General features: G+C 59.0%; 24 protein-coding genes and 1 tRNA gene. 10 read left to right on the top strand and 15 right to left on the bottom strand.

Annotation, left to right across the window (positions count from 1 at the left end; translation table 11 throughout):
* Positions 1-21: 21 nt before the first annotated feature.
* Positions 22-801, bottom strand: coding sequence for an SDR family NAD(P)-dependent oxidoreductase (locus N6L24_RS05795; RefSeq protein WP_271843715.1), 780 nt, complete (start codon positions 799-801; stop codon positions 22-24).
* Positions 794-1,828: a zinc-binding alcohol dehydrogenase family protein gene (locus N6L24_RS05790; RefSeq protein ID WP_271843714.1), complete on the bottom strand. Its 1,035-nt coding sequence runs from the start codon at positions 1,826-1,828 to the stop codon at positions 794-796. Before N6L24_RS05790 ends, N6L24_RS05795 begins: the two co-directional genes overlap by 8 nt.
* 236 nt (positions 1,829-2,064) lie before the next feature.
* Here N6L24_RS05790 and N6L24_RS05785 point away from each other — a divergent pair, with 236 nt between their 5' ends.
* Complete coding sequence (locus N6L24_RS05785; protein WP_271843713.1) at positions 2,065-3,429, top strand: vWA domain-containing protein; 1,365 nt, start codon at positions 2,065-2,067, stop codon at positions 3,427-3,429.
* A gap of 28 nt (positions 3,430-3,457) precedes the next feature.
* Positions 3,458-4,939 carry a hypothetical protein gene (locus N6L24_RS05780; protein WP_271843712.1) on the top strand — a complete coding sequence of 494 codons (1,482 nt, stop codon included), beginning with the start codon at positions 3,458-3,460 and terminating at the stop codon, positions 4,937-4,939.
* Between the two features lie 21 nt (positions 4,940-4,960).
* On the opposite strand, the gene N6L24_RS05775 is transcribed toward N6L24_RS05780, so the two are convergent.
* The 5 genes from N6L24_RS05775 to N6L24_RS05755 all read right to left on the bottom strand — a co-directional run bounded on the left by N6L24_RS05775 (position 4,961) and on the right by N6L24_RS05755 (position 12,247).
* Positions 4,961-8,386 carry a hypothetical protein gene (locus N6L24_RS05775; RefSeq protein ID WP_271843711.1) on the bottom strand — a complete coding sequence of 1,142 codons (3,426 nt, stop codon included), beginning with the start codon at positions 8,384-8,386 and terminating at the stop codon, positions 4,961-4,963.
* Between the two features lie 114 nt (positions 8,387-8,500).
* Positions 8,501-8,576: transfer RNA gene (locus N6L24_RS05770), tRNA-Thr, on the bottom strand.
* Positions 8,577-8,630: 54 nt separating this feature from the next.
* Positions 8,631-10,079, bottom strand: a complete 1,449-nt coding sequence (locus tag N6L24_RS05765; protein ID WP_271843710.1) for a heme biosynthesis protein HemY — start codon at positions 10,077-10,079, stop codon at positions 8,631-8,633.
* A gap of 10 nt (positions 10,080-10,089) precedes the next feature.
* Positions 10,090-11,463: a hypothetical protein gene (locus tag N6L24_RS05760; protein ID WP_271843709.1), complete on the bottom strand. Its 1,374-nt coding sequence runs from the start codon at positions 11,461-11,463 to the stop codon at positions 10,090-10,092.
* Between the two features lie 76 nt (positions 11,464-11,539).
* Positions 11,540-12,247: a uroporphyrinogen-III synthase gene (locus N6L24_RS05755; protein WP_271843708.1), complete on the bottom strand. Its 708-nt coding sequence runs from the start codon at positions 12,245-12,247 to the stop codon at positions 11,540-11,542.
* Positions 12,248-12,316: 69 nt separating this feature from the next.
* Between N6L24_RS05755 and tsaD the strand changes: the two genes are divergently transcribed.
* From tsaD to N6L24_RS05730, 5 genes are read left to right on the top strand one after another with little or no spacing between them, the layout of a single operon-like run.
* The gene (gene tsaD / locus N6L24_RS05750) at positions 12,317-13,414 is read left to right on the top strand and encodes a tRNA (adenosine(37)-N6)-threonylcarbamoyltransferase complex transferase subunit TsaD (RefSeq protein ID WP_271843707.1); all 1,098 of its coding nucleotides are present in this window, start codon (positions 12,317-12,319) and stop codon (positions 13,412-13,414) included.
* On the top strand, positions 13,411-14,370 hold the full coding sequence (locus tag N6L24_RS05745) for an NAD(P)H-dependent glycerol-3-phosphate dehydrogenase (RefSeq protein ID WP_271843706.1): 960 nt from the start codon (positions 13,411-13,413) through the stop codon (positions 14,368-14,370). The genes tsaD and N6L24_RS05745 overlap by 4 nt, the downstream gene beginning before the upstream one ends.
* Position 14,371: 1 nt before the next feature.
* Positions 14,372-14,644, top strand: coding sequence for a YciI family protein (locus N6L24_RS05740; protein WP_271843705.1), 273 nt, complete (start codon positions 14,372-14,374; stop codon positions 14,642-14,644).
* Entirely contained in the window at positions 14,644-15,063 is a 420-nt protein-coding gene (locus N6L24_RS05735) for an EVE domain-containing protein (RefSeq protein ID WP_271843704.1), read from the top strand. The genes N6L24_RS05740 and N6L24_RS05735 overlap by 1 nt, the downstream gene beginning before the upstream one ends.
* Before the next feature lie 57 nt (positions 15,064-15,120).
* Complete coding sequence (locus N6L24_RS05730; protein WP_271843703.1) at positions 15,121-15,516, top strand: DUF1761 domain-containing protein; 396 nt, start codon at positions 15,121-15,123, stop codon at positions 15,514-15,516.
* 63 nt (positions 15,517-15,579) lie between these two features.
* Here the strand turns inward: N6L24_RS05730 and N6L24_RS05725 are convergent, their stop codons facing one another.
* The 6 genes from N6L24_RS05725 to N6L24_RS05700 form a co-directional block, all read right to left on the bottom strand.
* Entirely contained in the window at positions 15,580-15,921 is a 342-nt protein-coding gene (locus tag N6L24_RS05725; protein WP_271843702.1) for a DUF2853 family protein, read from the bottom strand.
* Between the two features lie 177 nt (positions 15,922-16,098).
* Positions 16,099-16,677: a PRC-barrel domain-containing protein gene (locus N6L24_RS05720; protein ID WP_271843701.1), complete on the bottom strand. Its 579-nt coding sequence runs from the start codon at positions 16,675-16,677 to the stop codon at positions 16,099-16,101.
* Positions 16,678-16,848: 171 nt separating this feature from the next.
* A complete protein-coding gene (locus tag N6L24_RS05715; RefSeq protein ID WP_271843700.1) occupies positions 16,849-17,571 on the bottom strand; it encodes an extensin-like domain-containing protein in 723 nt (240 codons plus the stop codon).
* A gap of 50 nt (positions 17,572-17,621) precedes the next feature.
* A complete protein-coding gene (locus N6L24_RS05710) occupies positions 17,622-18,590 on the bottom strand; it encodes a ketopantoate reductase family protein (RefSeq protein ID WP_271843699.1) in 969 nt (322 codons plus the stop codon).
* A 9-nt stretch (positions 18,591-18,599) separates the two neighbouring features.
* On the bottom strand, positions 18,600-19,988 hold the full coding sequence (gene ahcY / locus N6L24_RS05705) for an adenosylhomocysteinase (RefSeq protein ID WP_271843698.1): 1,389 nt from the start codon (positions 19,986-19,988) through the stop codon (positions 18,600-18,602).
* 94 nt (positions 19,989-20,082) lie between these two features.
* Entirely contained in the window at positions 20,083-20,397 is a 315-nt protein-coding gene (locus tag N6L24_RS05700) for a hypothetical protein (protein ID WP_271843697.1), read from the bottom strand.
* Between the two features lie 403 nt (positions 20,398-20,800).
* Here N6L24_RS05700 and N6L24_RS05695 point away from each other — a divergent pair, with 403 nt between their 5' ends.
* Entirely contained in the window at positions 20,801-21,388 is a 588-nt protein-coding gene (locus N6L24_RS05695; protein ID WP_271843696.1) for an HD domain-containing protein, read from the top strand.
* Positions 21,385-21,876 carry a GNAT family N-acetyltransferase gene (locus N6L24_RS05690; protein WP_271843695.1) on the top strand — a complete coding sequence of 164 codons (492 nt, stop codon included), beginning with the start codon at positions 21,385-21,387 and terminating at the stop codon, positions 21,874-21,876. Before N6L24_RS05695 ends, N6L24_RS05690 begins: the two co-directional genes overlap by 4 nt.
* Here the strand turns inward: N6L24_RS05690 and N6L24_RS05685 are convergent.
* Together N6L24_RS05685 and N6L24_RS05680 are read right to left on the bottom strand one after the other, a co-directional pair.
* On the bottom strand, positions 21,873-22,427 hold the full coding sequence (locus N6L24_RS05685) for an ActR/PrrA/RegA family redox response regulator transcription factor (protein ID WP_271843694.1): 555 nt from the start codon (positions 22,425-22,427) through the stop codon (positions 21,873-21,875). The two genes, N6L24_RS05690 and N6L24_RS05685, sit on opposite strands and share 4 nt — an antisense overlap.
* Before the next feature lie 74 nt (positions 22,428-22,501).
* On the bottom strand, positions 22,502-23,119 hold the full coding sequence (locus N6L24_RS05680; protein ID WP_271843693.1) for an SCO family protein: 618 nt from the start codon (positions 23,117-23,119) through the stop codon (positions 22,502-22,504).
* Positions 23,120-23,299: 180 nt separating this feature from the next.
* Between N6L24_RS05680 and regB the strand changes: the two genes are divergently transcribed.
* Positions 23,300-24,691 carry a sensor histidine kinase RegB gene (regB, locus tag N6L24_RS05675; RefSeq protein ID WP_271843692.1) on the top strand — a complete coding sequence of 464 codons (1,392 nt, stop codon included), beginning with the start codon at positions 23,300-23,302 and terminating at the stop codon, positions 24,689-24,691.
* Positions 24,692-24,719 lie beyond the last annotated feature (28 nt).

Genomic DNA, 24,719 nt, shown 5'->3' with positions numbered 1-24,719 from the left:
GCGTGCCATTAAGACTAACATCTAAAACCCCGTCGCGCCGCCGCCATCCACCAACAAGACCTGGCCCGTCACATAACGCGCGGCGCGCGAGGCCAGATAGGCGCAGGCCCAGCCGATATCTTCTGGCTGCCCAAGCTCGCCCATCGGGATGCGACCCATGATCTTGGCTTTGCGTTCAGGATCACCTCTGGTCGCGGTCCGAAAAACATCGGTGTCAATCCAGCCCGGGGCCACACCGTTCACGCGGATACGGTGTTGAGCAACCTCAGCCGACAACGCCCGGATCACCCCGTTGATCGCGGTTTTTGACACCGTATAGCCCGATACATCTGGCTGGCCGATATAGGCGGTCATTGAAGAGATGAATTGCACCGATCCCTCGCGCTGCTCAGCGCGCATTTTTGCGATGATCGCCCGACTGAGTTCAATCGCGCCACGTACATGGACATCAAACACCTGATCAAATTCGTCGATCGTTGAGTCCAAAAAAGGTTTCTTGATCGTGTTTCCAGCATTGTTGATCAGGATATCAAAACAGCCAAACTTGGCATGCAGCGCCTCTGCAAATGGGGCGATGCTGGGCAGATCTGTGAGATCGAGCACGGCGTAATCCACGCGATATCCGATGTCAGCGCAGGCGCCGCGCAGCACATCCGCACGCCGGCCGGCGATCACCACCTGCGCACCACTTTGCGCCAAGCTGCTGGCAATCGCCTTGCCGATGCCAGTGCCACCCCCGGTCACAAGAGCGCGTTTACCACCCAGCCCATATTGCGTTGTCAGAATGGTTGCCTCAGTCATTTGGCTTGTCCTTTAGTTCGATCATGACTTTGAAGGTCTGCTGGCGGTTGGCCTCCCAATACGGCAGCGCGTCTAAAGCGTCCTTCCAAGGGAACACCCGCGAGATCAATTTTTCCGCCAAGTCCCTGTGGTTTTCCAGATAGGTGATCACCGCGTCCAGATCCGCGCGGCTCGCATTGCGTGAGCCGAAAATATCCAGTTCCTTGAGGTTAAAGAGCGCGGTGTTATAGGCCACTTCATCCTTGGCATAGCCGACGTAAACAACCCGCCCGGCAAAACACACAAGATCCACCGCGGCGCGGAAAGTTTCAGGCAAGCCCACCGCTTCGATGACGACATCCGCGCCATGGCCGTCGGTTCGCGCAAGGGTGGCTTGCGCCAGATCCTCTTGCAGCGGGTTGATCATCGTCACATCCCCCAGCCCTTCAAGCATTGCGCGCTTGGCCTCGCTGACCTCGGCAACAAGAACGCGCGCGCCCCTGGCCAAAGCCCCCAAAATCGCCCCGACGCCAATCATCCCCGCGCCGATGACCAAAACAGTGTCCCCGGCCTGGACGGCACCGCGGGCAACCGCGTGAAAGCCAACGGAAAGCGGCTCTACCAAGGCCATTTCGCGTTGGGTCAACGTGTCATTGAGGATCAGCTTGTCATAGGGAACAACCAGCTGCTCGCTCAGACCGCCATCGCGCTGAACACCGAGGGTCTGGTTGTGTTTGCAGGCGTTTGACCGCGCAGCGCGACATGCGCTGCACGCGCCGCAGTTGCTGTAAGGAACCACAATGCCCCGAGCGCCCGGCGCAAAATCGGCAGGAACATCTGCGCCGACGGCAACAATGGTGCCGCCAATCTCATGACCCGGCACCCGCGGCAATTGCGCAAGCGGGTTGAGCCCACGAAACGTGTTCAGGTCACTGCCGCACAGCCCGACAACATCGACATCAAGCAAGACCATGCCCGGCCCGACATCGGGCGAGTCTGCCTGCCGAAACTCGGTTTTTCCCACGGATGAAATAACAAGTGTTTCCATAATATCCTGTGGTTGCCCCAGCTCTATGATCAACGCGCACCACCAGATGGGTGCAAATTGTTCTTTATCAATAAAAAACATATTTTGGTAGCGAAATGTTTGCAGCAGTCGAAACCTGCCCGCTGTCGGTAGAGGCAAAAGCAAAGGCTCTGGGCCACAAAGCGGTGGGCACAAAGAATTCATGACAGCGCTCAGTGGAGACGCTATCGTCAAGCCAACCAGCAGGAGCAACAAATATGAATGTAAAATATTCGTGGTACGGCCTTGCCTTGGCGACGGCCATGTCGACGTCAGCCTTCGCCGCTTCAAGCGCGAACATTGTCTATGTCCTTGACGCATCGAACTCGATGTGGGGGCAAATCGACGGGGTGGCGAAAATCGACACCGCCCGCACAGCGATGCGATCCATGTTGGATGATCTTGATCCCGAGTCGCAGTTGGCCTTGGTGGCCTACGGCCATCGCAGCCAAGGTGATTGCAATGACATCGAGGTGATCGCCGGTCTGGGCGAATTGGAAAACCAGCAAATTCTGGACCGCCTTGAAGGGTTGACGCCGACAGGCAAAACGCCAATTTCCGGGGCCCTCGCCGCGGCGGGCGGGGTCTTTCAGACCAATGACGCCATCAACCAAGTTGTCTTGATCTCAGATGGCATCGAAACCTGCGGCGGCAACCCCTGCGAGACCGCAAAAACCCTTGCTGCCATGGGCGCAGAAACCAAGGTGCACGCGGTCGGTTTTGACGTCGACGCCAGCGCGCGCGAGCAGCTGAAATGCATCGCGGATGCCGGGCGCGGGATTTATCTTGATGCCGCTGATGCGCGCGGCCTGAATTCCGCACTTGCCGAAGTCACCCGCGTCGCGCAGGTGGTCACACGCCCAGAACCGCCCGCGCCAACCCCCAAAGCGCCGGTGCGCGTTTCGGCCTATCTCGATGACTTTGATCCCGACATGGCTGGCGACTGGACCGTCAATAATCCCAACCCAGAGGGGTTTATTGTCGAGGACAGCAATCTTCTGATCCTCAACTCCGGTCCAGCCGGGTTTGATATTGAAGGCTCCGAAAATTTCATGACGCTGGACACCAGTGTTCTGCCGCAAGGCGACTGGGACGCAACCGTCACCTTTGCGGGTGAATTCAAGACCGGGCGTGATTCACTTTGGTTCGGCCTTTGGAAGGATAAGGACAATTACCTTGGTGCACAGTTCTGGGCCAATCGCTCCCGGACCAATACCTGCGATTCCATCGGTCTGAGCCTGAAGAAAAAATCAAGCGGGACCGAAACCAAGTTTGAAACGCCTTTGATCGGTGACTTTGGCTGTGGTGGTCCGACATTCGAAGAATATGACACCTTCATGGAACGGTTCGCATTGGAAAGCGCGCAATTGACGCTGCACAAACGAGGCCGCAGCTATTACGCGACGCTTGATATTGGCGACGGCGATCAGGACACACATTTCGTGATGTCCACAGAGAAACTGACATCGCTGCGCAGCCCGGGCGGCTTGGCCCTGTCGGTCGGCGTTTTCAATCCAGAAGGCGCGCAAGGGGAGGCCCTGTTGTTTGTCGACAAGCTTGAAATCACTTCGATCGAAAACTGAAGATCCGGCGGCCCCAACGGGCCGCCCGATGCCTTGGCGACGGCCTGCCCTGTGGCTGGCCGCGACCTGTCTTTGGTCCTCTGCTGCGCTGGCGCAGTCAATCCCCGGCGATCTGGCCGCATTAACCGGCACGTTCTGGGCCGAGGTCAAAGAACAGGTGGTCGCCGGGCCCGATGCGTCACCGGGCAAACGCAAAGCGATTGAGCGCACGCGGCAAACCATTGACGATATGCGCGTGCGCTATTTTCCCAAACAGCCGCCGCGCGGCGCGGGGCAAGCCAAGGTCTTGGCCGAGTCACTGGGGCTCGATTTTTCAAATCCGGCCCATCGCAAAGAACTCAGCGGGTTGTTGAATGTGTCCTCCGCCCAGGCGGAGCGCCTGCTGTCCAATCGGCTGGAAGGGGACGATCTCGCCCGCGCGCTCTCGGCCCTGAAATCGGCGCGCACGTTGAATGTAGACCCGCCGAAGTGGTCGCAGAAGACCGAAGAAGGTGAGCTGGTTACTATCGAATGGAACCCGGAAACCAGCCAATTCGCCATCACGCTGTTTGACAACACCAAAGAGGCGCGGTTCCAATCGGCCCTGACCGCCGACGTGGATGTTACGATTGACCCCGAAAGCGGCGACCTAGTGACGACGCTGACGCCCGATGACACGCCCTTGGATGTCTTAACCGAAGCGGATTTTGTCGAGATCGAACGCAACATCTGGGGTGAATGGGTCGATAATGATGGTCTGGTCTGGTTGTTTATCGCGAGCGACGGCACCGACACCCCAACCGATGAAGCATCGCCCAGTCCGGTAGAGCTGCGCAGCGAGCTCGCCGATCTTGAAACCCGCCGCGCGCGGGTCAGCACGGCGAAGGAATACGTTTGGTTTGATCCGACCACTGACACCGTCTTGCGGCAGGAAAAATTTCGGCGTCTCGACGCGCCTTGGCAGTTCCGGGGCGAACAGCCTTTGGTCGAAAATGCCGAAGCGGTGATTGCCGAAATGGATACCCGGATCGCAGAAATCCGGGCCGCGCTGAGCGGATCAGACGCCTTGCCAGTGGAACAGGACGATCCGGTGTCCTTTGAACAATCCTCTGAGGCGGGCGCAGTGCCGATTTCGATCTATACGACGTTGCCCAATGGCTGGCGCTATGATTTTCCAGAAGCCAATTTTGACGGCCGCACCATTCGCGGGCGGCGCACGAAACTTGATCCGCGCGACAGTTTCAACAGCGATTTGCCCGCCGTTATCGTCGAAGAACTGATTGCGTCCTGGTCCCCGCCCGAGTGGATCGAGGTCACAGCTCAGATTGAGCCTGGCACACGCAAACTGACCCTGGAAGGCGGCCATTGGGGCCTGCATGTCACCCACCGCAGTTATTTTGGCAGCACCCCCAAAGTCACCAGCATTCACACGCCCTTTGCCTATCCCAAGGTGCTGACGCGCGATGCACAGACCCAAACCGCAAAAACCTATGACAGCGCAATGGGGGCGGCAGACACCGCCTTGCCCTAATTCACGGCCTTGAGGCTTACGTCATTCAGCGTAACCCGCAGCGCGGTAGGCCAAGACAATCGGCTGCGCCACGGTTGTCACGCTTTGATTGTTTTCGACGTCAATCTTGGTCGTCAGCGCCTCGCGCCGCGCAATCATGTTGTCAAAGGTCTTGGCCGGGGCGCTTAGAATGGCGTCATGCGCCGGGTCAAACCAATGCACACGATGGATCTGCCCATCTTTCATTTCAAACTTGGTAATCACCACCGCATGGTCAACCGCGTCGCCACGATTGATCGCCACCACCACCTGATAATCGCGTTTTTTCAGCGTGCGCAGGTGGCGCAATTTCAGTCGCGGCGCATCAATCGGGCGCAGCACAGCAACCTGCCCGCCTTCGCGCACGACCGCCTCAGCGGCGTGATAGGTTTTGACCGAATTGCCTTCGAGAAATTCAATTTTTTCGTTGAGCTCCTTCAGCGCTTGGGAATTATCGCGGTAGACTTCGACTCGCTTCAATTGCTTTAGGGCAATGTCCCGCTCCTCGATCAGCTCCGCGGTTGGACGGCCATTTTCTGTATTCTCGATCAGCCGGTCCTGAATGCGGCGCACCTTCTGGCGCGCGCGCTGGATTTGTTTTTCCGTGGTGCTGTGCAGATTCTCGGCGATGCCGTTTATCACGCCATCCAAGGTGATATGATCGCCAAACATTTCACGCATGGCATAGGCTGTGGAGGCACCGGCGCAGGTGCCACCCTTTTGGCGGGCAAAGACGTCTATCTCTTCGACTTTGACGCCCGGATGCCCGCGATAGGCCCGCCGGACCTCGCGCTGGCGCAGTCGCAGGGGTTTTGGCGCAGCCTCCTCGTCCAGAGCCTCCTGGATCAGTTTGCTCCAGGCGTTGCCGCCATCTGCCGCGATCACCGTGTCAACGTCCCGGTTGCGGCACACGATGTCGCCATCCAGCGCCGCATCATCATCCAAGGCAACCGCCAACTGCCGGGTCTGGCCGGGGGTCACGCTGTCTGGCAGATCCTGCACCGCTTGGCGCACGGTCGCATCAGTCGATGCATCCAGATCACGCACCACCCGCGTTGACGCAGCCGCGGCGCCAGCGTCGGCCCCATGTAGCAAGGCCCGCGTCATGGCGCGGTTTCCGACGGGCGACAGCGCCCTCTGCCTCAGACGCACAATACCTCTGGACGTAAACGCCGCCCCCTTGTTCATCAGGTAGTCCACAAAAAACTTGGTGATCGTCAATTGGCGATCTGCTTTGCTGACGGGCTTGTCTTTGAGGTTCTTGGCATAAAGCGCGATATGCACATCTTCGGTCAGACCGCGCGGGATCGCATAGGCAATATCGGCGACGGTGTTCTGAAATTGCGTCCGGGCCTTGTCTGATGCCCCTTTCAGCGCCAGCGCAACCAGATCCGCCTCGCCCTGATTGACCCAATTGACCGCGTTTCTGACGCGCAGCGCCGCGGGGGTTTTCTTTTCGCCCGTCAGGATTTCAACATAAAGCTCAATCTGGCTCGTGAAATAGGCCGGCTCGCCATCGGGCACGCTGGCCAGACCGGCGATTTTGGTGATGCCCGCCGGGGGCACTTTGAAGATCGGGTTGCGCAGCGGCATGGTCTGACATTCATCGCCGGTGCAGATGATATTGGCCCCGCCAATGCCTTTGGTGAGGTATAGCTCCCCCAGATAATATTTGTGGATCTCCAACAGGTCTTCGCGCGCAACGAGGGTCTGATAATTCTTCAACAGCCGCCAGCGTTTGACCGCCGCTTCGCGCAATGCATTTGATTGATTGCTGTCGCGGATAGTCTCATCAGCCTGCGCCAGATGGGTGGCCAGGGTTCTTTCGTGCAAGGCAAGACCATGGCGAATATGCGTGTCCCAGAGATGAATGCTCTGCGCGGCACCATCGTAGCTGAACTTGACCTCTTCACCATTGGCAAGAGACAGGTCCAACCGCTTGCCCGCGTCCATCGAGCGGGTCCAATTCTGCGCCAGATGTCCCAGAGACATGAATTGCGGATTGCGCGTGGGTTCTGACCCGTAATCGGCCAAGGTGACTTCGCCGGAATGGGTATAGACGATACCGCGATTGCCGGTTGTGATGCGCGTGACCGTTGGGCCGATCAGTTCAAATTCGTTTGTATCGCCGCCTTTCAGACCTTCGATTTTCACCGTCAGCTTGGGGCCGCGTTCCTTGGCCAGTTCAATTGGCAATTTGACTTTGATCTTGAAGGGCTGGTGCTTGATCAGATCTGTGATGCGTTTGGCGACATAATCCGTTTCTGTTGGGTTTGCGCCAACCTGAACGCGACCGCGCCGCTCAACAGGTTCAAGCCAAAGCACAGCCGCCTGCCCCAGTGTCACATCGATCAGTGGCTCAAATTCCATCTCATAGACCAGCGGAACGCCATCGCCTTCGACCCAGGCCGTGCGATCCTCCCCCTCGGTCCAGCGCACTTCGCCCCGGTACCATTTGACCCGGAGTTTTGGATCAAACAGCGATCCGGTTTCGTCAATCTCAAGACGCCACTTGAGATGCCCGTCGATAATCGCCGTGACCCAATCGGGTATGTCCGGGTTCATCTCGGCGGGCTGCGGCGTATAAGTCGCAACGATCCGCGCCTGCTGCGAGCGCCCTATGTCACCGGCCGGAAACCCGGTGAACGTAGCCTCCCAGACCCGCCCGGAGGTGTGGATTTGCAGATCATAGGGGAAAGCCTCATCGCCTGGGCGCTTTTGCACAATGGCCATCGGGAATTGCGGCCCGGATTTCGGTCGCCAAAGGCCAAGCACATCCGCCACCTCAAAACCGGGGTGGGCGCCATCTTCGGGATTGAAAAGCGCCTCCAGCGTGTTTTCCGGCGCTTCCGGTTGCGGCGCGGCTGCCGGCTGTGGCGCAGTGTCTGGCACGGTCGCCAGCCGCTCCAGCGCGGCGATCTGCGCTCTGAGGGCCGCAACACGGGCGCGCTGCTGCTCGGCCCGCCCGCGCCACTCTACAGCAAGTTTTCGGCGGCTGTCCGCACGATCCTGCGCCTCTGTTGCGCTGATCCGATCATTCTGCGCCGATTCCAAAAGCAGCGCCTTGAAGCTGTCGCCATCCTTGAATTCTTTGGCATTGTCTTCGCTTGTTTGCGCGGCGCGCTGCCGGTCGCGCGCGGCCGCCTCAGCGGCGGCGGCCAACCGGCGGTATCGATCCGCAAGCTTGTCAGATTTGACCGCGCTTTCCTCTGAGACTCCAATCTGTTTCTCAAGCTCAGACCGAAGATCTGCGCTGGCCGCTGCGAACTGATCCGCGTTGCTGGCAGCCAGCAGACGCAAACGTTCCATTTCGCTTTGATAGTCTTGCGTGACCTTGGCGGCGACGGTTTCATCGGCATGGACGTCCGGGACAACCGCGAGCAACCCAAGCGCAAAAATCGACGCAATAAACAACCGGCCTATCTTCATCCGCACCATCCTGCATTGCCGTGACAACTTAGATGATACTGTGATCTACGCAGATGTCCCAATCAAGCTTTTGCCAAAGCGGCCGCAGCCGATTGCGCAAGCGGTTTGTGGGATTGGTGCCGCTGATAGGACTCGAACCTACGACCCCATCATTACGAATGACGTGCTCTACCAGCTGAGCTACAGCGGCCAATGCAAGACTGCATGGGCGCGTTTCTTAGCATCGCGCCCACGTTTTACAAGCCTATTTCTGCGTCTCGGCAGCGGAAAAATCTTCGCCCTCCTCAGCCGGATCCTCTGCAGCATAGGGCGCTTCGGGCTGTCCAACGATCAAGGGCAGCATTTCGGTGCCTGGCCCATTGGGGACATCTGCCGTTGGCGGTGTTTTCCAGGCGAGCGTGTCAAAACTGTTGCAGTTTTCGCAAACCGGCACCCATTCGGTATGGATATTGTGACAGTTGTCACAGGTCCAGGCAGGGCCACGCGGCGCGCTCAGTGCGCGCGCCAGCCAGCCTTTGACCACGGCGTCATCCGCACCCTCGCCCCGTTCAATGGCCGCCATAATGGTCAAGTTCCGCGCATTCGGGTTTTCCGTGACCAAGTCGCCAAGTGCGCGGCGCGCTTCGGGGAAATCTTCGGCGGCGATGTTCAGCTCGGCCAGAAGCATCCGGGTTTCGGGATGATCCGGTGTCGACTTGATCAAGGCACCAAAACGTTTCAGGCGCTCTGCCGGGGTTTCATTGGGTGCGATCTGGGCAAAGGTCGCCGCCAGATCCGGGTGTGGCTGCGCATCCCACGCCTTCTTGAGAACGCGCGTTGCGTATTTTGGTTTGTCCTGCGCGATATAGCCTTTGGCCGCCAGCACAGCGGCGGGAATGAGATCAGGGGACAGTCTGTTGGCTTCGATCGAGGCTTCGCGCATTTCAATCGAAGTGTCCGCCGCCGCGAGATCCCGCGCCTCCGAGAGCGCCAGCACCGCATCGCGGCGCTTGTGCAGATCCTTTGGAATGGCCCCATGTTTGAGCTTGGCATTCAACGTCTCACGCGCGCCGGACCAATCTTTCTGCTCGGCCTGCAGTTTCAGCAACAGGTCCTGCGTTTCAATATGGCGCGGCTTTAAGGCAAACGCAGCCTTGGCCAGCTTCATCGCCACATCGGTTTTGCCTTCATCAAGCTTTTGCTTCATCAGACCGCGCACCCCGACAAAGCGGGTCGTATCGTCTTTGAGCAAACGTTTATAAACCTGCTCGGCCTTGCGCCGATCACCGGCCACCTCGGCGGCTTGCGCCGTGACAAGATTGGTCAGCTCGGGCTTGCGCAGCAGCCGCTCGGCCTTGCGCGCCTTGTCCATCGCCATATGACCCTCGCCGGACGCAAGCGCCATCATCCCCTCGGTCAGGGCCTGATAGCCGCGCCGTTCGCGATTGCGGTCAAAATAGCGGGTGATCGCGGTTTCATCCCCATTGAGAAACCGCAGCACCGCGACACTGAACGAGGCAAGTTTGAGCAAAATCCACAGAGCGACAACCAACACCACCAGCGCAATCGCCGACATCAGGGGCGTCAGCGTATATTCCACGCCGGCCACCGTCACCATGACGCCGCCGTCGCTTTCCATCAGATATCCGGCCCCCAAGGCCAGCAACGCGATGGACACCACAAAAAACAGAATTTTGGTAAGAGACCAGAGCATCAGCAGACCTTTAGTTAGCGTTCAAATCTTGGGACAAAGCATCACCAGCGGCAAAAGCCTCTTGCCGGCTTTGTGCCTGGCTTTGCCAATCCGCCAGCGCGGGCTGCGCCGCTTCGGGCAGACGCGCCAGTTCCGCAAGCGCGTCGGTCACGCGCCCCGCGCGCAGGGCATCTTCGGCACGGCTGAGGATGGCATCCGCCCCCTCACCATCCTGCGGCGTCACAGAACGCGCCCCAAGTTGCGCGCGCAGGAACGACGTCACGCGATTGCCGTCATCCGCATCCGGCGCAGCTTGCCGTGCGGCAGCAAGCGCTGCGCGCGCCGCTGGCGGGTAGGCCGCCTGCAGCTCTGCCAGGGTTGGCACGCCAGTATCCGCGTGTTCCGCCAGCGCATCGGGCGCGGTCCGCCCGGTTGCGCCGGTGAAATCCGCCAGCGCTGTGCGATAGGGCGCACCTGAATCCAGCGCCGCCAACACCCGCGACAGCGCCGCGCGGGCCAGAGCCTGCTGCGCCGTCAATTTGGCGTTGGCCTCCATATTGGCCGCTTCTTCGCGCTGCGCCGCAACGGAGGCTTTCAAGGCCTCCAGCTCGCGCTCATAGGCATCGATTGCCGACGAGGGCAAACCCTGTGTGATCGGGCGCTTTTCCAAAGCGGTCAGCCGCCCATCCAGCGTGACCAATGCCTCCGCCGCATCGTCGATCCGATCATTCACCGCCGCAACTGAGGCCGTCAAACCCTCGATCGAGGCTGTGGTTTGCGTGGCTTGACCGCGGGCCGCCTCAAGCTGCGCCATCAGGTCTGATTGTTGGGTCAGCACGCTCTCAAGTTGCGCGCTCTGCGCAGTCAGGGTCGCCTCTAGTGCCGTGACTTGTTCGTCAGGCTGTTCAAACAAGGGGCCGATGTATTGCGCCGCACCAAACCCAAGCGCAGCCGCCACCACGCCGCCCAGAAACACGGGCACAAAGCCGGTTTTCTTGACCGTCTGTGGGGCTTCGCTGACAGGTGGGATCGGGGCGGGAACGACATCGCTTTCAGGGTCTGCGTCAGCGGCGGTCTCCTGCGTGGCGGCGTCCTCTGTGTCAGTCTCAGCCTCGGTCTCACGCTCAGTCTCGGGGATATCGACCATCACAAAAGAGGCCCCTGCCTCAGAAAGATCTTCGGAGGATGGATCATCAACCACTTTTGCCGCGGCATCATCCTGGTCGGGCTGCGCCGCGTCCGTGTCAGCAGAGGGCGTGTCATCCGCAGCGTCATCCGCAGATGGCCCAGGGGTTTCTTCGACCACCTCAGCATCCAAGATCTCATCCTTCGGGGGCTGCGGTGCCTTGCTTTGCTCTGACTTTTCGTCTTCGGACGACGTGTCGGTCTTGTCTGCCTTTGCCACGTTCCACCACCCTTTCGAATCCATATTTCAAGCGCTTACACTCAAGCTAGGCAAGGATGCCCCGGTACTCAATGCGTCAAGCTGCATCGCCTAAATTAAATATTGCATCCAACATACTGGCAGCGTCAGGCGTTTTTGCAACCACATGGCGCGCAATAGGCATTCCATCCAGCTCTGCTTGCACCGCCTCGCTCATTGAAACGATCCAAAGCGGGGCGTTGCCCGGCGCGGATTTGGCAAAAAGGGCGGCACTGCGTGGTGAAAAAAGCGGCACAATCACCGGATCACGCCCCGAAAGCGCCGCGCTGGCCTCTGCGCTGAGCGCAAGCGCCCGCTGTGCATAGATGACGCTTTCGCGCACGGATAACCCCGCTGCCGTGAGCCGGGCACAAATGGCGCCGCGACTGTATCTGCCGCGCAGATGCACAAGCGCCTTCTTTGGCGGCTTCGCGATCAGCCGCGCCACCAGGGCATCGGCGGTTGCGCCATACATATCGGCCTGCCAGCCCGCTGCGCGCGCCGCAGCGGTGGTATGCACCCCAACACAATAGGCTGGCGCAGCGCGGCGCGAGAGCTCGGGCGGCACCATGGCGACAGCTGTCGCAGAGCTGAATATCGCCGCCTCGCCTTCGCGCAGGCTTGCGGGTGTCTCAGTGGGCGCAACCTCTTGCAGGGGCGCACAGAGAAGCGGGCCATTCCAACCCCGCGCCGTTAACTGTGTTGCAAATTGCTGGGCCCGTTCGGCGGGCCGGGTCAAAAGCACCAAGGGTGGTCTCTGAGTCATGGCTGCCCCATTGTTTACAGCGCTTTACGGTGTTACCTGCGCTATAAGACTGACGCAATGGCGATGAACATGCAGGATACCTATACCATCCTTGGTTTGGAAAGCAGCTGTGACGACACGGCTGCCGCGATTGTGCGCCAAAGTCGGGGGGCTGCGCCCGAAATCCTCGCCTCTGTCGTGCACGGCCAGAACGATCTGCACGCCGCCTTTGGCGGTGTGGTGCCCGAAATTGCGGCCCGTGCCCATGCGGAAAAGCTCGACATATGTGTCGAAGAGGCGCTGGCGGCCAGCGGCGTGCGTTTGGCAGAGGTCGACGCCATCGCCGTGACCGCGGGGCCGGGGCTGATCGGTGGCGTGCTGTCGGGCGTGATGTGCGCCAAAGGGCTGGCCGCTGGGCTGAACCTGCCACTGATCGGTGTCAATCACCTGGCCGGTCATGCGCTGACGCCGCGCCTGACAGATCAAGTCGCCTTTCCTTACCTGATGCTGCTGGTCAGCGGTGGGCACTGCCAGTTTCTGATCGCGCATGGGCCGGAAAAATTCACGCGACTGGGCGGCACGATTGACGACGCGCCGGGCGAGGCCTTTGACAAAACCGCGCGCCTGCTTGGCTTGCCGCAACCCGGCGGCCCCTCGGTGGAACAGGCGGCAAAATCGGGTGATGCGAGACGTTTTGCCCTGCCCCGGCCCCTGCTCGACCGGCCCGGGTGCGATCTGAGCTTTTCGGGGTTGAAGACAGCTTTGCTGCGCGCGCGGGATGCAATTGTTGCTGAAAAATCCGGTCTGACCGAACAAGATCGCGCCGATCTCTGCGCCTCGTTTCAGGCGGCAGTGGTGGATGTGCTCTGCAAAAAAACCGAACGCGCGCTGACGCTTTATCTGGCCGAAAACCCGGCGCAACCGGTACTGGCCGTGGCGGGCGGCGTGGCGGCCAATCAGGCCATTCGCGCGGCGCTTCTGTCGGTGTGCGACGCGCATGGCACAGAATTTACCGCGCCGCCACTGGCGCTTTGCACGGATAACGCCGCGATGATTGCCTATGCGGGGCTTGAGCGTTTTCGCGCGGGAAACCGCGATGACATGCGTCTTGCCGCGCGGCCACGATGGCCACTGGATCAACGCGCCCCGGCCCTGCTGGGCAGCGGCAAGAAAGGGGCAAAGGCATGAGTATCGGCATTTTGGGCGCTGGGGCCTTTGGCACATCACTGGCAATTTCTCTGGGTCTTGCGGGCGTGCCTGTGACGCTTTGGGCGCGGGACACAGCGCATGCAAGCGACATGCAAAACAGCCGCGAAAATGCCCGCCGCCTGCCCGGTGTGCCCCTGCCGGAGAGCATCACCTGCACGTCAAACCTGGCGGATCTGGACAGCGATGTCATCTTGATTGCCGCGCCGATGCAACGGCTGCGCGCGGCGCTGAAAGCCGCGCCAGACTGGTCCGGCAAAACCCTGGTGGCCTGCTGCAAAGGCATCGAATTGACCAGCGGCAAAGGCCCGATTGCGATCTTGCAAGAAGAAGCGCCGGGCACCACTGCCGCCATTTTGACCGGACCCAGTTTTGCCGCTGATATCGCGCGTGGCCTGCCCACCGCGCTGACCCTGGCCTGTCAAGATGCTGACCGCGGGGCGGCGCTGCAGATGCAGCTGACCACACCCAACCTGCGCATTTACCGCACCACCGATACCATCGGCGCGGAACTTGGCGGCGCGCTCAAGAATGTGATGGCGATTGCCTGCGGGGCGGCCATGGGGGCCGGGCTTGGTGACAGCGCGCGCGCCTCTTTGATGACACGCGGCTATGCCGAAATGAAACGGATGGCGCAGCGGCTCGGTGCAGAGCCAGATACCCTGTCCGGTCTGTCGGGTTTTGGCGATCTGACGCTGACCTGCACCTCGGCGCAGTCACGCAACTATCAGTTTGGCTTTGCCCTGGGATCCGGGGCCGATTTTGACAACACGATCACCGTCGAAGGGGCCGCCACCGCCCGCGCCACCTTGCTGCGCAGCCGCGAGTTGAACATTGAAATGCCGATCACAGAGGCCGTGGTGGCCCTGCTTGACGGAAAACTAAAGGTGCGCGAGGCTATGAGCCAACTTTTGTCGCGCCCCCCCAAGGAGGAATAACATGCGTTTTGCCCTGATTGCCAAAGACAAACCCGGCGCGCTTGAGATCCGCAAGGCCAACCGCGACGCGCATGTGGCCTATCTGAAAGCCACGGATGCAGTGGAAATGGCCGGCCCGTTTTTGGACGCAGATGGCAATATGTGCGGCTCGCTGATTGTGCTTGAGATGGATGATATCTCGGCAGCGCAGGCCTGGGCGGCAGAAGACCCCTATAAAAAGGCTGATCTGTTTCAAAGCGTCGAAATCATCGCCTGGAACAAGGTGATTGGCTGATGCGCTATTGGCTGTTCAAATCCGAACCCTCCACCTGGAGCTGGGACAACCAGGTTGCCAAAGGGGACACGGGCGAAGAATGGGACGGCGTGCGCAATTACCAAGCGCGCAATTTCATGCGCGAGATGCAAATCGGCGACCGCGGATTTTTCTATCACTCGCAAAAGGAAAAATCCGTGGTTGGCATCGTCGAGGTGATCGCTGAGGCGCACCAAGATTCGACCACCGATGATGAGCGGTGGGAGTGCGTGGACATCAAAGCGGTCCGCGGTTTGCCGGTGCCCGTTCGCCTTGAGGATATCAAGGGGGATCCGCGCCTTGCCGACATGGTTCTGGTCAAGAATTCCCGCCTGTCCGTCCAGCCTGTCACAGCCGACGAATGGGCCGTCATTACCACAATGGGCGGTATTACAGACTAGGCGGACCCACTATATTTGGGCATACTCCTGATATTCAATGATCTGAGGGAGCCTCAAATGGAATTCATCAATGTGATTGTCGCCGCTGTTGCGGCCTTTGCCTTTGGCGCGGTCTGGTACATGAGCCTGGCAAAACCTTGGATGACCGCAGCCGAGATCGAGGTTGGCGAAGATGGACGACCGGCCAATTCCGACGACAAGGTGCCTTATCTCATTTCGATGGTCTGCCTGATTATCGTTGCTGGCATGATGCGGCATATCTTTGCCCTTGCTGGGATCGAAGGTGTTGGCAAAGGGCTGGTGGCCGGGCTGGGGATTGGCCTGTTTCTGGCGACGCCTTGGATTGCCACCAATTACTCGTTTGCGGGCAAATCCCGGAAACTCATTCTGATTGACGGCGGCTATGCCACCTTTGGCTGCACGGTGATGGGCATCGTGTTGACGCTGTTCTGAACATAGAAAGGCCGGGCGATGCCCGGCCTCATGTCTCATGCTGACGGTCGATCCGGCGTCAGATCAGCCGTAGACAGATTCTTTGCCGAAATGTTTGGTCAACATATAGTAAACCACTGCGCGGTATTTGTTCCGCTCAGACCGGCCATAGGTTTCGATGACCGCATCAATCGCCTCTGACAGCGCAGGCCCGTCAGACAAACCCAGTTTCTTGATCAGGAAATTGTTTTTCACGGTTTCCAGCTCACCCTCTTGGGTGGCCGCAACGGTTGAGGCATCCGCATCATAAATCGCAGGACCACAGCCAATGGTGACTTTGGTCAACAGATCCATGTCTGGCTCCATGCCACATTTGTTGCGCAGGTCTTCCGCATATTGCGCGATCAAATCGTCGCGTTTTCCCATAGTACTCTCCCAGTCACAAAATTCGGGGACCGCCCCCTTATGGCAAACATTAGGGGCTGCACGGCAATTCACAAAGGAAAACATTCAAGGTTATTTCCCCCTAAAGCGCGCGAAACAGAAAACCCCGGCCGGGCAATGCCGGGCCGGGGCGCGCGCAAGCGCTCATCCGTGCTGGGATCAGCTGATGATGAAATCGCCGTCCAGTTCGTTCAGCTCACTTTCGTCCACCTCTGGCATCGCTTTCAGCTCTGCTTCGGTTTCGGAATTCAGCTTCAGCTTGCTGTCCTGCAGCTCAAAGTTCTCCAGCGGCAGCGAAACGGTGTATTCGCCCAGCCCCAGGAAGCCGCCAATACCAATCACAGCGGAATAGCCATCGTCTGCTTTGACGACATAGTCGATCTCACCGACAATCTCGCCGCCCTGCGATTCAACTTCCATCCCCAGAATTTCGGCAACCGTCATGCCGACAAAAGCGTCGTATTTGGCTTTGCCGTTAACGTCACCTTCGGCTTCGGCGGCCGCAATTGTCGCGGTGCCCGTTTTCAGCTTGGTTGTGCCAGCATCACCAGAGTCTGCATCAACCGACGCCTCACCTTCGACAGATGCCATTGTATCCGCCGACACGCCAGTGTCGTTGGTTTCAATCATCGCGTCACCCGTTGCGCTTGCGCTGGTGGCAGCTTCGGTGCCAGCGATGGCTGCACCGGACAGCGACAGGATAGCGGCGGTCGTCAGCAGTGTGTTCTTAATGGTCATGTCAAATCTCCAACTTGTTGTTGCGTGACAGACCAACGATCCGCGGTCATGATCGTTCCGAAATTCATAGAAATTTCTTTTATAAATGAATGTGTTACTGAAAACCGATATGAAGTAACGCATGACCGATCAGCCTGGTTCCGCTTTTTTGCCCCGGTGCTGTCCCTCTGATCAGCGGCAGATGGGCCAGCCACCGCTCTGCAGGTGGAAGTGATCGGCGTGCAGCCTGTTGTAATCCGGGCCCAGCGCTTGTTCAAACCAGCGGCAGGCACCCGTGTGAAGGGCGCGCAAAAATCGCCCCTCCGGTCCGGTGTCATCCCAATTCTGCAGCAAACTCAGCACCCGGCCATCCGCCAAAACGACGCCCGAGATATCAACCGCGCTGGCGGTGGCATGGCTGCTCCACCTGTCTGAGGGGCCGCGCGTCGTCCGGATTTTGCGGCAGGAATAACTGCCAAAATGCGTCAGCCGCGCCACGGGCACCCCCAGGAATTCGCGCGCCAATGGCTGCACCGAATGCGCCTCCCACATGGCCAGACGCAACGCCGCACCGCAGCTGGTTTCAAAGGGGGCGACCTGCGCGCGCCCCAAGCGACGCAGGGTGAGCCTGTTGTCGATGCCGCAATTTTCATCCGCGATCTTTGGGGGCAAAACTGAAATATCCGTGTCATGGTCCAGCAGAACGGCGCGACAGGCCAGAGGATCTGACAGCACACGGTCCAGCCGCCACGACGTGAGCGGCGTCACAGGATCCGCAATGCGCAATGTTTCAAAGGGATTCCATTCACGTGGCAGGTTGCTCTGTGGGTGAAACAACAAAGCGGCCATCAACAGGCCGTAAATTCCAAGGTTGAATATCAGCTGCGCAACGGATCGCAGAACACCATGCCGCATTTTCGGGGCCTCCGGTTCCATATAATGCGACCAGCCTTTCGGTCGAGGGTCTATGCCCCGTCGATCAAGTCCTTGAGCTCCGCCAAGGTCATTGTCCCAGCAGATGTTCCCTTGCGCGACACCTCTGTACCCAGCGCCATGAGGCGCGTGTTTAAGGGTGTTGGCACCCCGTGAAGACGGCCAAGCAGTACAATTTCACCGTTTAGATAATCGGTCTCGATCGACCCAGTGCCGCGCGCCAGGCTTTGCGCGGTGGATCCCCCAAGCCGCGGCGCGCCATCCACATCCGTCAGCTGCAAGAAAGCCTGCCGCCTCGGATCGTCTTTGACTTCATTGAACGAAATGCCCGCTGCTTGATAAACGGCCACCGCTTCGGCGCGCAGACGCTCCGGGAAGTCGCCAAAGTCATTGCCAAACCCCAATAGCGCATCAACCATGTTCACCGTATTCATCAGGAGCTTGCCATATTTGGCGGCCATGATGTCATCGGACACAAAGGTTTCGATATTTGCCGCGCACAGGACCTTGGCGAGCTGCTCATCGGCAGTATCAGAGCCGCCCGGGTACCGCCCGATATCAAGCATGCCAAAACAGGGCGTGCCATAGGTGACAACTTCGCCGGGCTTCAGATAGCTCGCGGGCATCATGACGGTCGCGGCATGCACATTCGGAAAGCTGCGCAGGGCGATGCGCTCATTTTCAACGCCGTTTTGCAGGCAGAAAATCGGTTGCTCTGCCACCCCGGCGGCGCGCAGATCCGCCAGCGCCTGATGGGTATCTTGCGTTTTGACCGCCAGCAGAATGACGTCATCCTTGGCGAACGCTATCTCAGAAGGGGACCCCACGCAGGAAAATTCCGCGTGGATATCCCCGGAGGGCGCGCGGAGCGTGAGCCCCGCGTTTTGTATCGCCTGAAGCTGCGCACCACGGGCAATGCCGATTACAGCCACGCCGGAATGGGCCAAGGCCGCGGCCACGACGCCACCGATTGCTCCGACGCCGTGAACGATGATGCGCATGGCTGCTCCTTAGTAGCGATAATGCTCTGGCTTGAACGGGCCTTCGGGCGTGACGCCGATATAATCAGCCTGTTCTTTGTCCAGCTTGGTCAGCTTGACGCCGATGCGATCCAGATGCAAGCGCGCGACTTTTTCATCCAGATGTTTGGGCAGGATATAGACGTCGTTCTTGTAGGTTTCGCCTCGGGTCCAAAGTTCAATCTGCGCCAGAACCTGGTTGGTGAAGGACGCAGACATCACAAAGGAAGGGTGGCCAGTCGCGTTGCCGAGATTCAGCAGGCGGCCTTCGGACAAGAGGAGGATGCGATTGCCCGAGGGCATCTCGATCATATCGACCTGTTCCTTGATGTTGGTCCACTTGTGGTTCTTTAGGGCTGCGACCTGGATTTCATTGTCAAAGTGGCCGATGTTGCCGACGATCGCCATGTCCTTCATTGCGCGCATGTGCTCAATGCGGATGACGTCTTTGTTGCCGGTGGTCGTAATGAAAATATCCGCGCTTGGCGCTTCGTCTTCCAGCAGGACCACTTCGAACCCGTCCATCGCCGCCTGCAACGCGCAGATCGGGTCAACTTCGGTGACTTTCACCCGTGCCCCCGCGCCGCGCAGGGAGGCAGCGGACCCCTTGCCCACGTCACCATAGCCACAAACCACGGCAACTTTGCCGGCCATCATAGTGTCGGTCGCGCGGCGAATGCCATCCACCAGCGATTCCTTACAGCCGTATTTGTTGTCGAACTTCGACTTGGTGACAGAATCGTTCACATTGATCGCCGGGAACGGCAGGTGGCCGTCTTTCACCAGTTGATAGAGGCGGTTGACGCCGGTGGTGGTTTCCTCGGAAACGCCTTTGATCTGATCGCGCATCTTGGTGAACCAGCCTGGACTTGCTGCCATACGCTTGGCGATCTGCGCCTTGATCACTTCTTCCTCTTCCGAGGAAGGCACCGGGATGATGTCTTCGCCCGCTTCGGCGCGTGCCCCCAAGAGGATGTAAAGCGTGGCGTCACCGCCATCATCCAAGATCAGGTTCGGGCCTTCCGGGAATAGGAAAGATTTATCCAGATAATCCCAATGCTCTTCCAGGCTTTGGCCCTTGATGGCGAAAACCGGAATATCCGCCGCCGCAATCGCGGCAGCCGCATGGTCTTGGGTTGAGAAAATGTTGCATGAGGCCCAGCGCACATCCGCGCCCAGCGCGACCAGCGTTTCGATCAAAACCGCTGTCTGAATGGTCATATGCAATGACCCAACGATCCGCGCGCCTTGCAATGGTTTGCTGTCGCCATATTCCTTGCGCAGCGCCATCAGGCCTGGCATTTCGGTTTCGGCGATATCGAGTTCCTTCCGGCCAAATTCAGCCAGGGAAATATCCTTGATAATATAGTCCGTCGGCATCGCGCCGTGCTCCTTGCCATAGAAAGTTTGGCGTCAGATAGCACTGCATGCCGCACCGGGCAATGGCAGGTCAAAATTGGGGCCTAGAGTGCCCTCAGCTTTTGACACCATCCGGAACCACGGGCGCATCCCGCGTGAAAAAATCTGTCCCCGTTGCCACAACGCAGGAAATCCCCTGCGGGTTGGTCAGAATGACCGTGAACGTGCCCGTCGCCTCAGAGGCCCAGACTTCGACCATGGTTTGCATATTGCGCGACCCTTGCAGGCCGCCAGCGGTCAGGCTTTCGGAATATTTGCTTTGCAGCCGATCCACCACAGCGTCTCGCATACCACAGTTGCTTGCATGTGCCGGCGGCGCGGTCGCTGCCATGCCGAACAAAAGCCCGGCGCCCATCACTCGTTTGAACATTGTACTCTCCTTCCCATGGGTTGATCCGGCACGAAAACCGGCGGTGACATGTGAGAAGGGCACACCCTGAGACAGCCTGTGCCCCCTCAGGTAAATATCGGATCACTTGTGTAAAAAAACAAAGCACACGGCTTCACAGCTTCGTCGGCAGCAGTGATCCTGATAGTCTCATAATGCCTGAAACTTCGCGATTTTTCAACGCGACCGTTGGAAAAAGCCTTATTTTGTGGCACAATTGACATGTCATTTCATGCACCCCCTCGCATGAAACGCTCTTCACGACAGGACGCCGAGCCTCAGCCGCTGGGGCAGTTTTTTTCGGAAATTTTCCCGCGCTGCATTGAATCTTGGGCGGCGCTGAAGAACACTCCGCCCAAATGTGATCTCAGTGACAGGCGCTTTCATGGCACGTGCATGGCAAAGAATGCTCTCGGGGCGCAGGCTTGACCTGCTGGACCCGACCCCGGTGGATATCGAGATTGAAGATATTGCCCATGGCCTTGCCTTTGTGGCGCGCTGGAATGGGCAGACCGCTGGCGATTACCCCTATTCCGTTGCCGAACATTCCTTGCTGGTTGAAACGCTCTATGGGCGCATGTACCCCAAAGCCCCGGCCAAATACCGGCTTGCGGCCCTGCTGCATGATGCGCCCGAATATGTGATTGGCGACATGATTTCGCCGGTCAAGGCCGCGGTTGGCCCCGACTATGGCGACCTGGAAGAGCGGCTGATGGCCGCCATTCACATCCGCTTCGGTCTGCCAGCGATGCTGCCGAAAACCATCAAGGCGCAGATCAAACGCGCCGATAAGGTCAGCGCCTATATGGAGGCGACGCAGATCGCCGGGTTTTCGGAACGCGAAGCCAGCAAATTCTTTGGGGCACCAAAACCTGGGCTGATCGATGGGCTGGACATCACCCTCAGGCCCCCGGTCGAGGTGCGCCGTGCCTTCACCGACCGCCATCACGCGCTGCTGAAAGATCTGAAATGACCAAGATCCTTGTGCGCGCTGCGGCGCCGCTTGATGCCCGACCGATGGCCGATCTTCTCAATGAAATCATTTCTATCGGCGGCACCACTGCCTATGTCACCGAGATCACCACCGCAGATATGCGCGCGAAAATGGCTATTTCTGGGTCGATCTGGCATGTGGCAGAAACGCAAACCGGCGACATTCTGGGGTTTCAATGGCTCGAGCCCCATGCCGATCTTCCGAGCGCAGCGCTGGACATCAATAGTTTTGTCAAACCCGGCGCAACCGGGCTCGGTATCGGCTCAGCGCTGTTTGACAAAACGCGCGGCGCCGCCAAGGCCGCAGGGGCGCAAACCCTGCACGCCATCATTCGTGCCGACAATGCCGGTGGCCTCGCTTACTATCAAAGTCGCGGGTTTGAGACCTACCGCCACCTGCCCAATCAAAAGCTCGACAACGGCGCGCGCGTTGACAAAATCTGGAAACGCTATGATCTGACGATCTAGCGCGGGCTGCGTTTCGCCAAGATCCGCTGCAGGGTCCGCCGGTGCATGTTCAGACGTCGCGCGGTTTCAGAAACGTTGCGATCGCACAGCTCATAGACGCGCTGGATATGCTCCCACCGCACCCGGTCCGCTGACATGGGGTTTTCAGGCGGCGGCGGCATCTCGCCTTCATTCTGCAGCAGCGCATTGACGATGTCCTGCGCATCCGCGGGCTTTGACAAGTAATCGGTCGCGCCGATCTTGACCGCCGCCACAGCGGTGGCAATCGCGCCATAGCCCGTCAAGACGACGACGCGGCAATCTTCGCGCTTGGATTGCAACACTTCGACCACATCCAGCCCGTTGCCATCCTCAAGCCGCAGGTCAACCACGGCATAGGCCGGGGGCCGTGCGGTCGCAATGGCGCGGCCCGCAACTACGGAGCCGGCGGTTTCAACTTCGAACCCGCGCTTTTCCATTGCCTTTGCCAGACGACGCAGAAATGGTTCGTCATCATCCACCAGCAGCAGAGATTTATCCGGGCCGATGTGGTTCTGAGGGGTCTCCGCCATGTGCATCCTTCCGAAACAAGAGCGTCTTTTTAGAAATAGCTCGCGCAATATGCTGCGTCAAACGCGCGGCCAAATTAGGCGTTTTTGACAAAGCAGCTGACGGTTTCTGCCACTTGCTCCGCGCTTAGGTCGCGGCGGAAAAACTCGACAAAGCCATGCTCGGGCAGCACCAGATAGGTGAAGGTCGAATGATCCATCAGATAGAAATCATCGTCGGCCGGCTGCTTTTTGTAATAGGTTTTATAGGCCTGCGAGGCGGCCTTGACCTGCTGTTCGCTGCCGGTCAGACCAATCATGCGCGGATGCAGATAATCGGTATATTCCGCCATCACCTCGGGCGTGTCGCGCGCGGGATCAATGGTGATCATCACCGGCGTTGTCTGAATGCCCTGGCTCTCAAGCACATCGACCGCTTCGGCATTGCGTGCGCCATCCAGCGGGCAGACATCCGGGCAGAACGTATAGCCGAAATACAGCAGGCTTGGCGCGGTGATCACCTCGGCATCGGTCACGGTCACGCCGTCTTCGCGCACCAACTCAAACGGTCCACCAATCGCGCCACTGCCGCCCGCCACGGCGCTGGCGCGGCAGTCGGCGAATTGATCCGCATCCGAAGGATTGGTGAGATACCAGATCCCGCCCATCAACGCGATCATGGCGACGGTTGACGTTCCTGCGATCAGTTTGATCATGTTAGCTTCCTCGATGTGCGCATATTCCAATATGGCTGCGGATGTACGGAGAAACACCCCCCACCTCAAGCGCCCGTGGGTCACATTTGCGTAGCCGCGCCAATCCATCGCAGGCCCGCACAGTATTTGTCAAACCGCCCGGCGCACCATATCACTGATCTGACACAACGCCGAGGCCCCATGACCGAGCTTTCATCAGACATTCTTTCCGGGCAGATGCGCAGCAACTGGATCCGTCTGCGCACCATTATTACCGTCCGCTGGATCGCGATTATCGGGCAGATCATCGCCCTTTTGATCGCGCAGTTCCTGTTTCAGATGCAGCTGAACTACCTGTTGTGTTACCTCGCTGTTGCCGTCTCGATGGCCGGGAACATCGCGGCGACGCTGGTCTTTCCGGAAAACAAGCTGCTGTCAGAAACCGAAAACGCGGCCATGCTGCTGTTTGATATTTTGCAACTGTGCTTTCTGCTGTTTTTGACCGGGGGGCTGAACAACCCATTTTCCATCCTGATTGTTGGCCCTGTGACCATTTCGGCGGCCTCATTGTCGGTGCCCACCACCGTAACGTTGGGATCCGTGGCCACCGTTCTGATCAGCTTGATGACGCATTTTCACCTGCCGCTGCGCAGTGAACAGGGGGTCATCTTAGGCATCCCTGATATTTTCCTTTACGGCAATCTGGCGGGGATCCTGATCGCCATTGTGTTTTCATCGCTTTATGCGCGGCGCGTTGTGTCGGAAATGTCCTCGATGTCCGAAGCCTTGGCCGCGACGCAAATGGCACTGGCCCGCGAACAGAAATTGACCGATCTGGGCGGGGTTGTGGCCGCTGCCGCGCATGAACTGGGCACGCCTTTGGCGACCATCAAACTCACGAGTGGCGAATTGATGGAAGAGCTTACAGATCAGCCAGAACTCTACGATGATGCGGCCTTGATCAAACAACAGGCGGATCGCTGTCGCGATATCCTGCGCTCGATGGGGCGCGCGGGCAAAGATGATCTGCAGTTGCGGCGCGCGCCCTTGCTGACATTGATCGAAGAAGCAGCCGAACCCCATCTGAACCGCGGCAAGAACCTGAACTTTAATGAAGACATCACCCAGTCTTCGCTCGGCAATGTACCGATTGTGCTGCGCCGCCCAGAGATCATCCACGGCCTGCGCAACCTCGTGCAAAACGCGGTCGATTTTGCCAAAGAAAATGTCTGGGTCGAAACAGATTGGACCAACGACACAATCACCATCCGCATTATGGATGATGGACGCGGGTTTCCGGCGCATGTCATTGGCCGCATTGGCAACCCTTTTGTCGGCACCCGCCGCGGCACCGCAGAGCGCAAGCAGCGCCCCGGCTATGAGGGCATGGGCCTTGGGCTGTTCATCGCCAAAACACTGCTTGAACGCACCGGCGCGCGGCTTAGTTTCAGCAATGGCACGCGCCTCAGCACCGACAAGACGACCAGCCGTGCGCATCGTGGCGCGATTGCCGAAGTCACCTGGCCACGCCATCGCCTTGAGGTGGCGGCCGATGACCTCCCGCTGCGCGCTGACAATCCGATATTTTCGTGACCTATCTGCCTGACAGACATGACGAATG

The organism is Cognatishimia sp. SS12, from assembly GCF_028369055.1.
In the GTDB taxonomy this organism is placed as follows: domain Bacteria; phylum Pseudomonadota; class Alphaproteobacteria; order Rhodobacterales; family Rhodobacteraceae; genus Cognatishimia.
The sequence above is the reverse complement of the archived record's forward strand: the minus strand, read 5'-3'. Positions and strand labels throughout refer to the sequence as shown.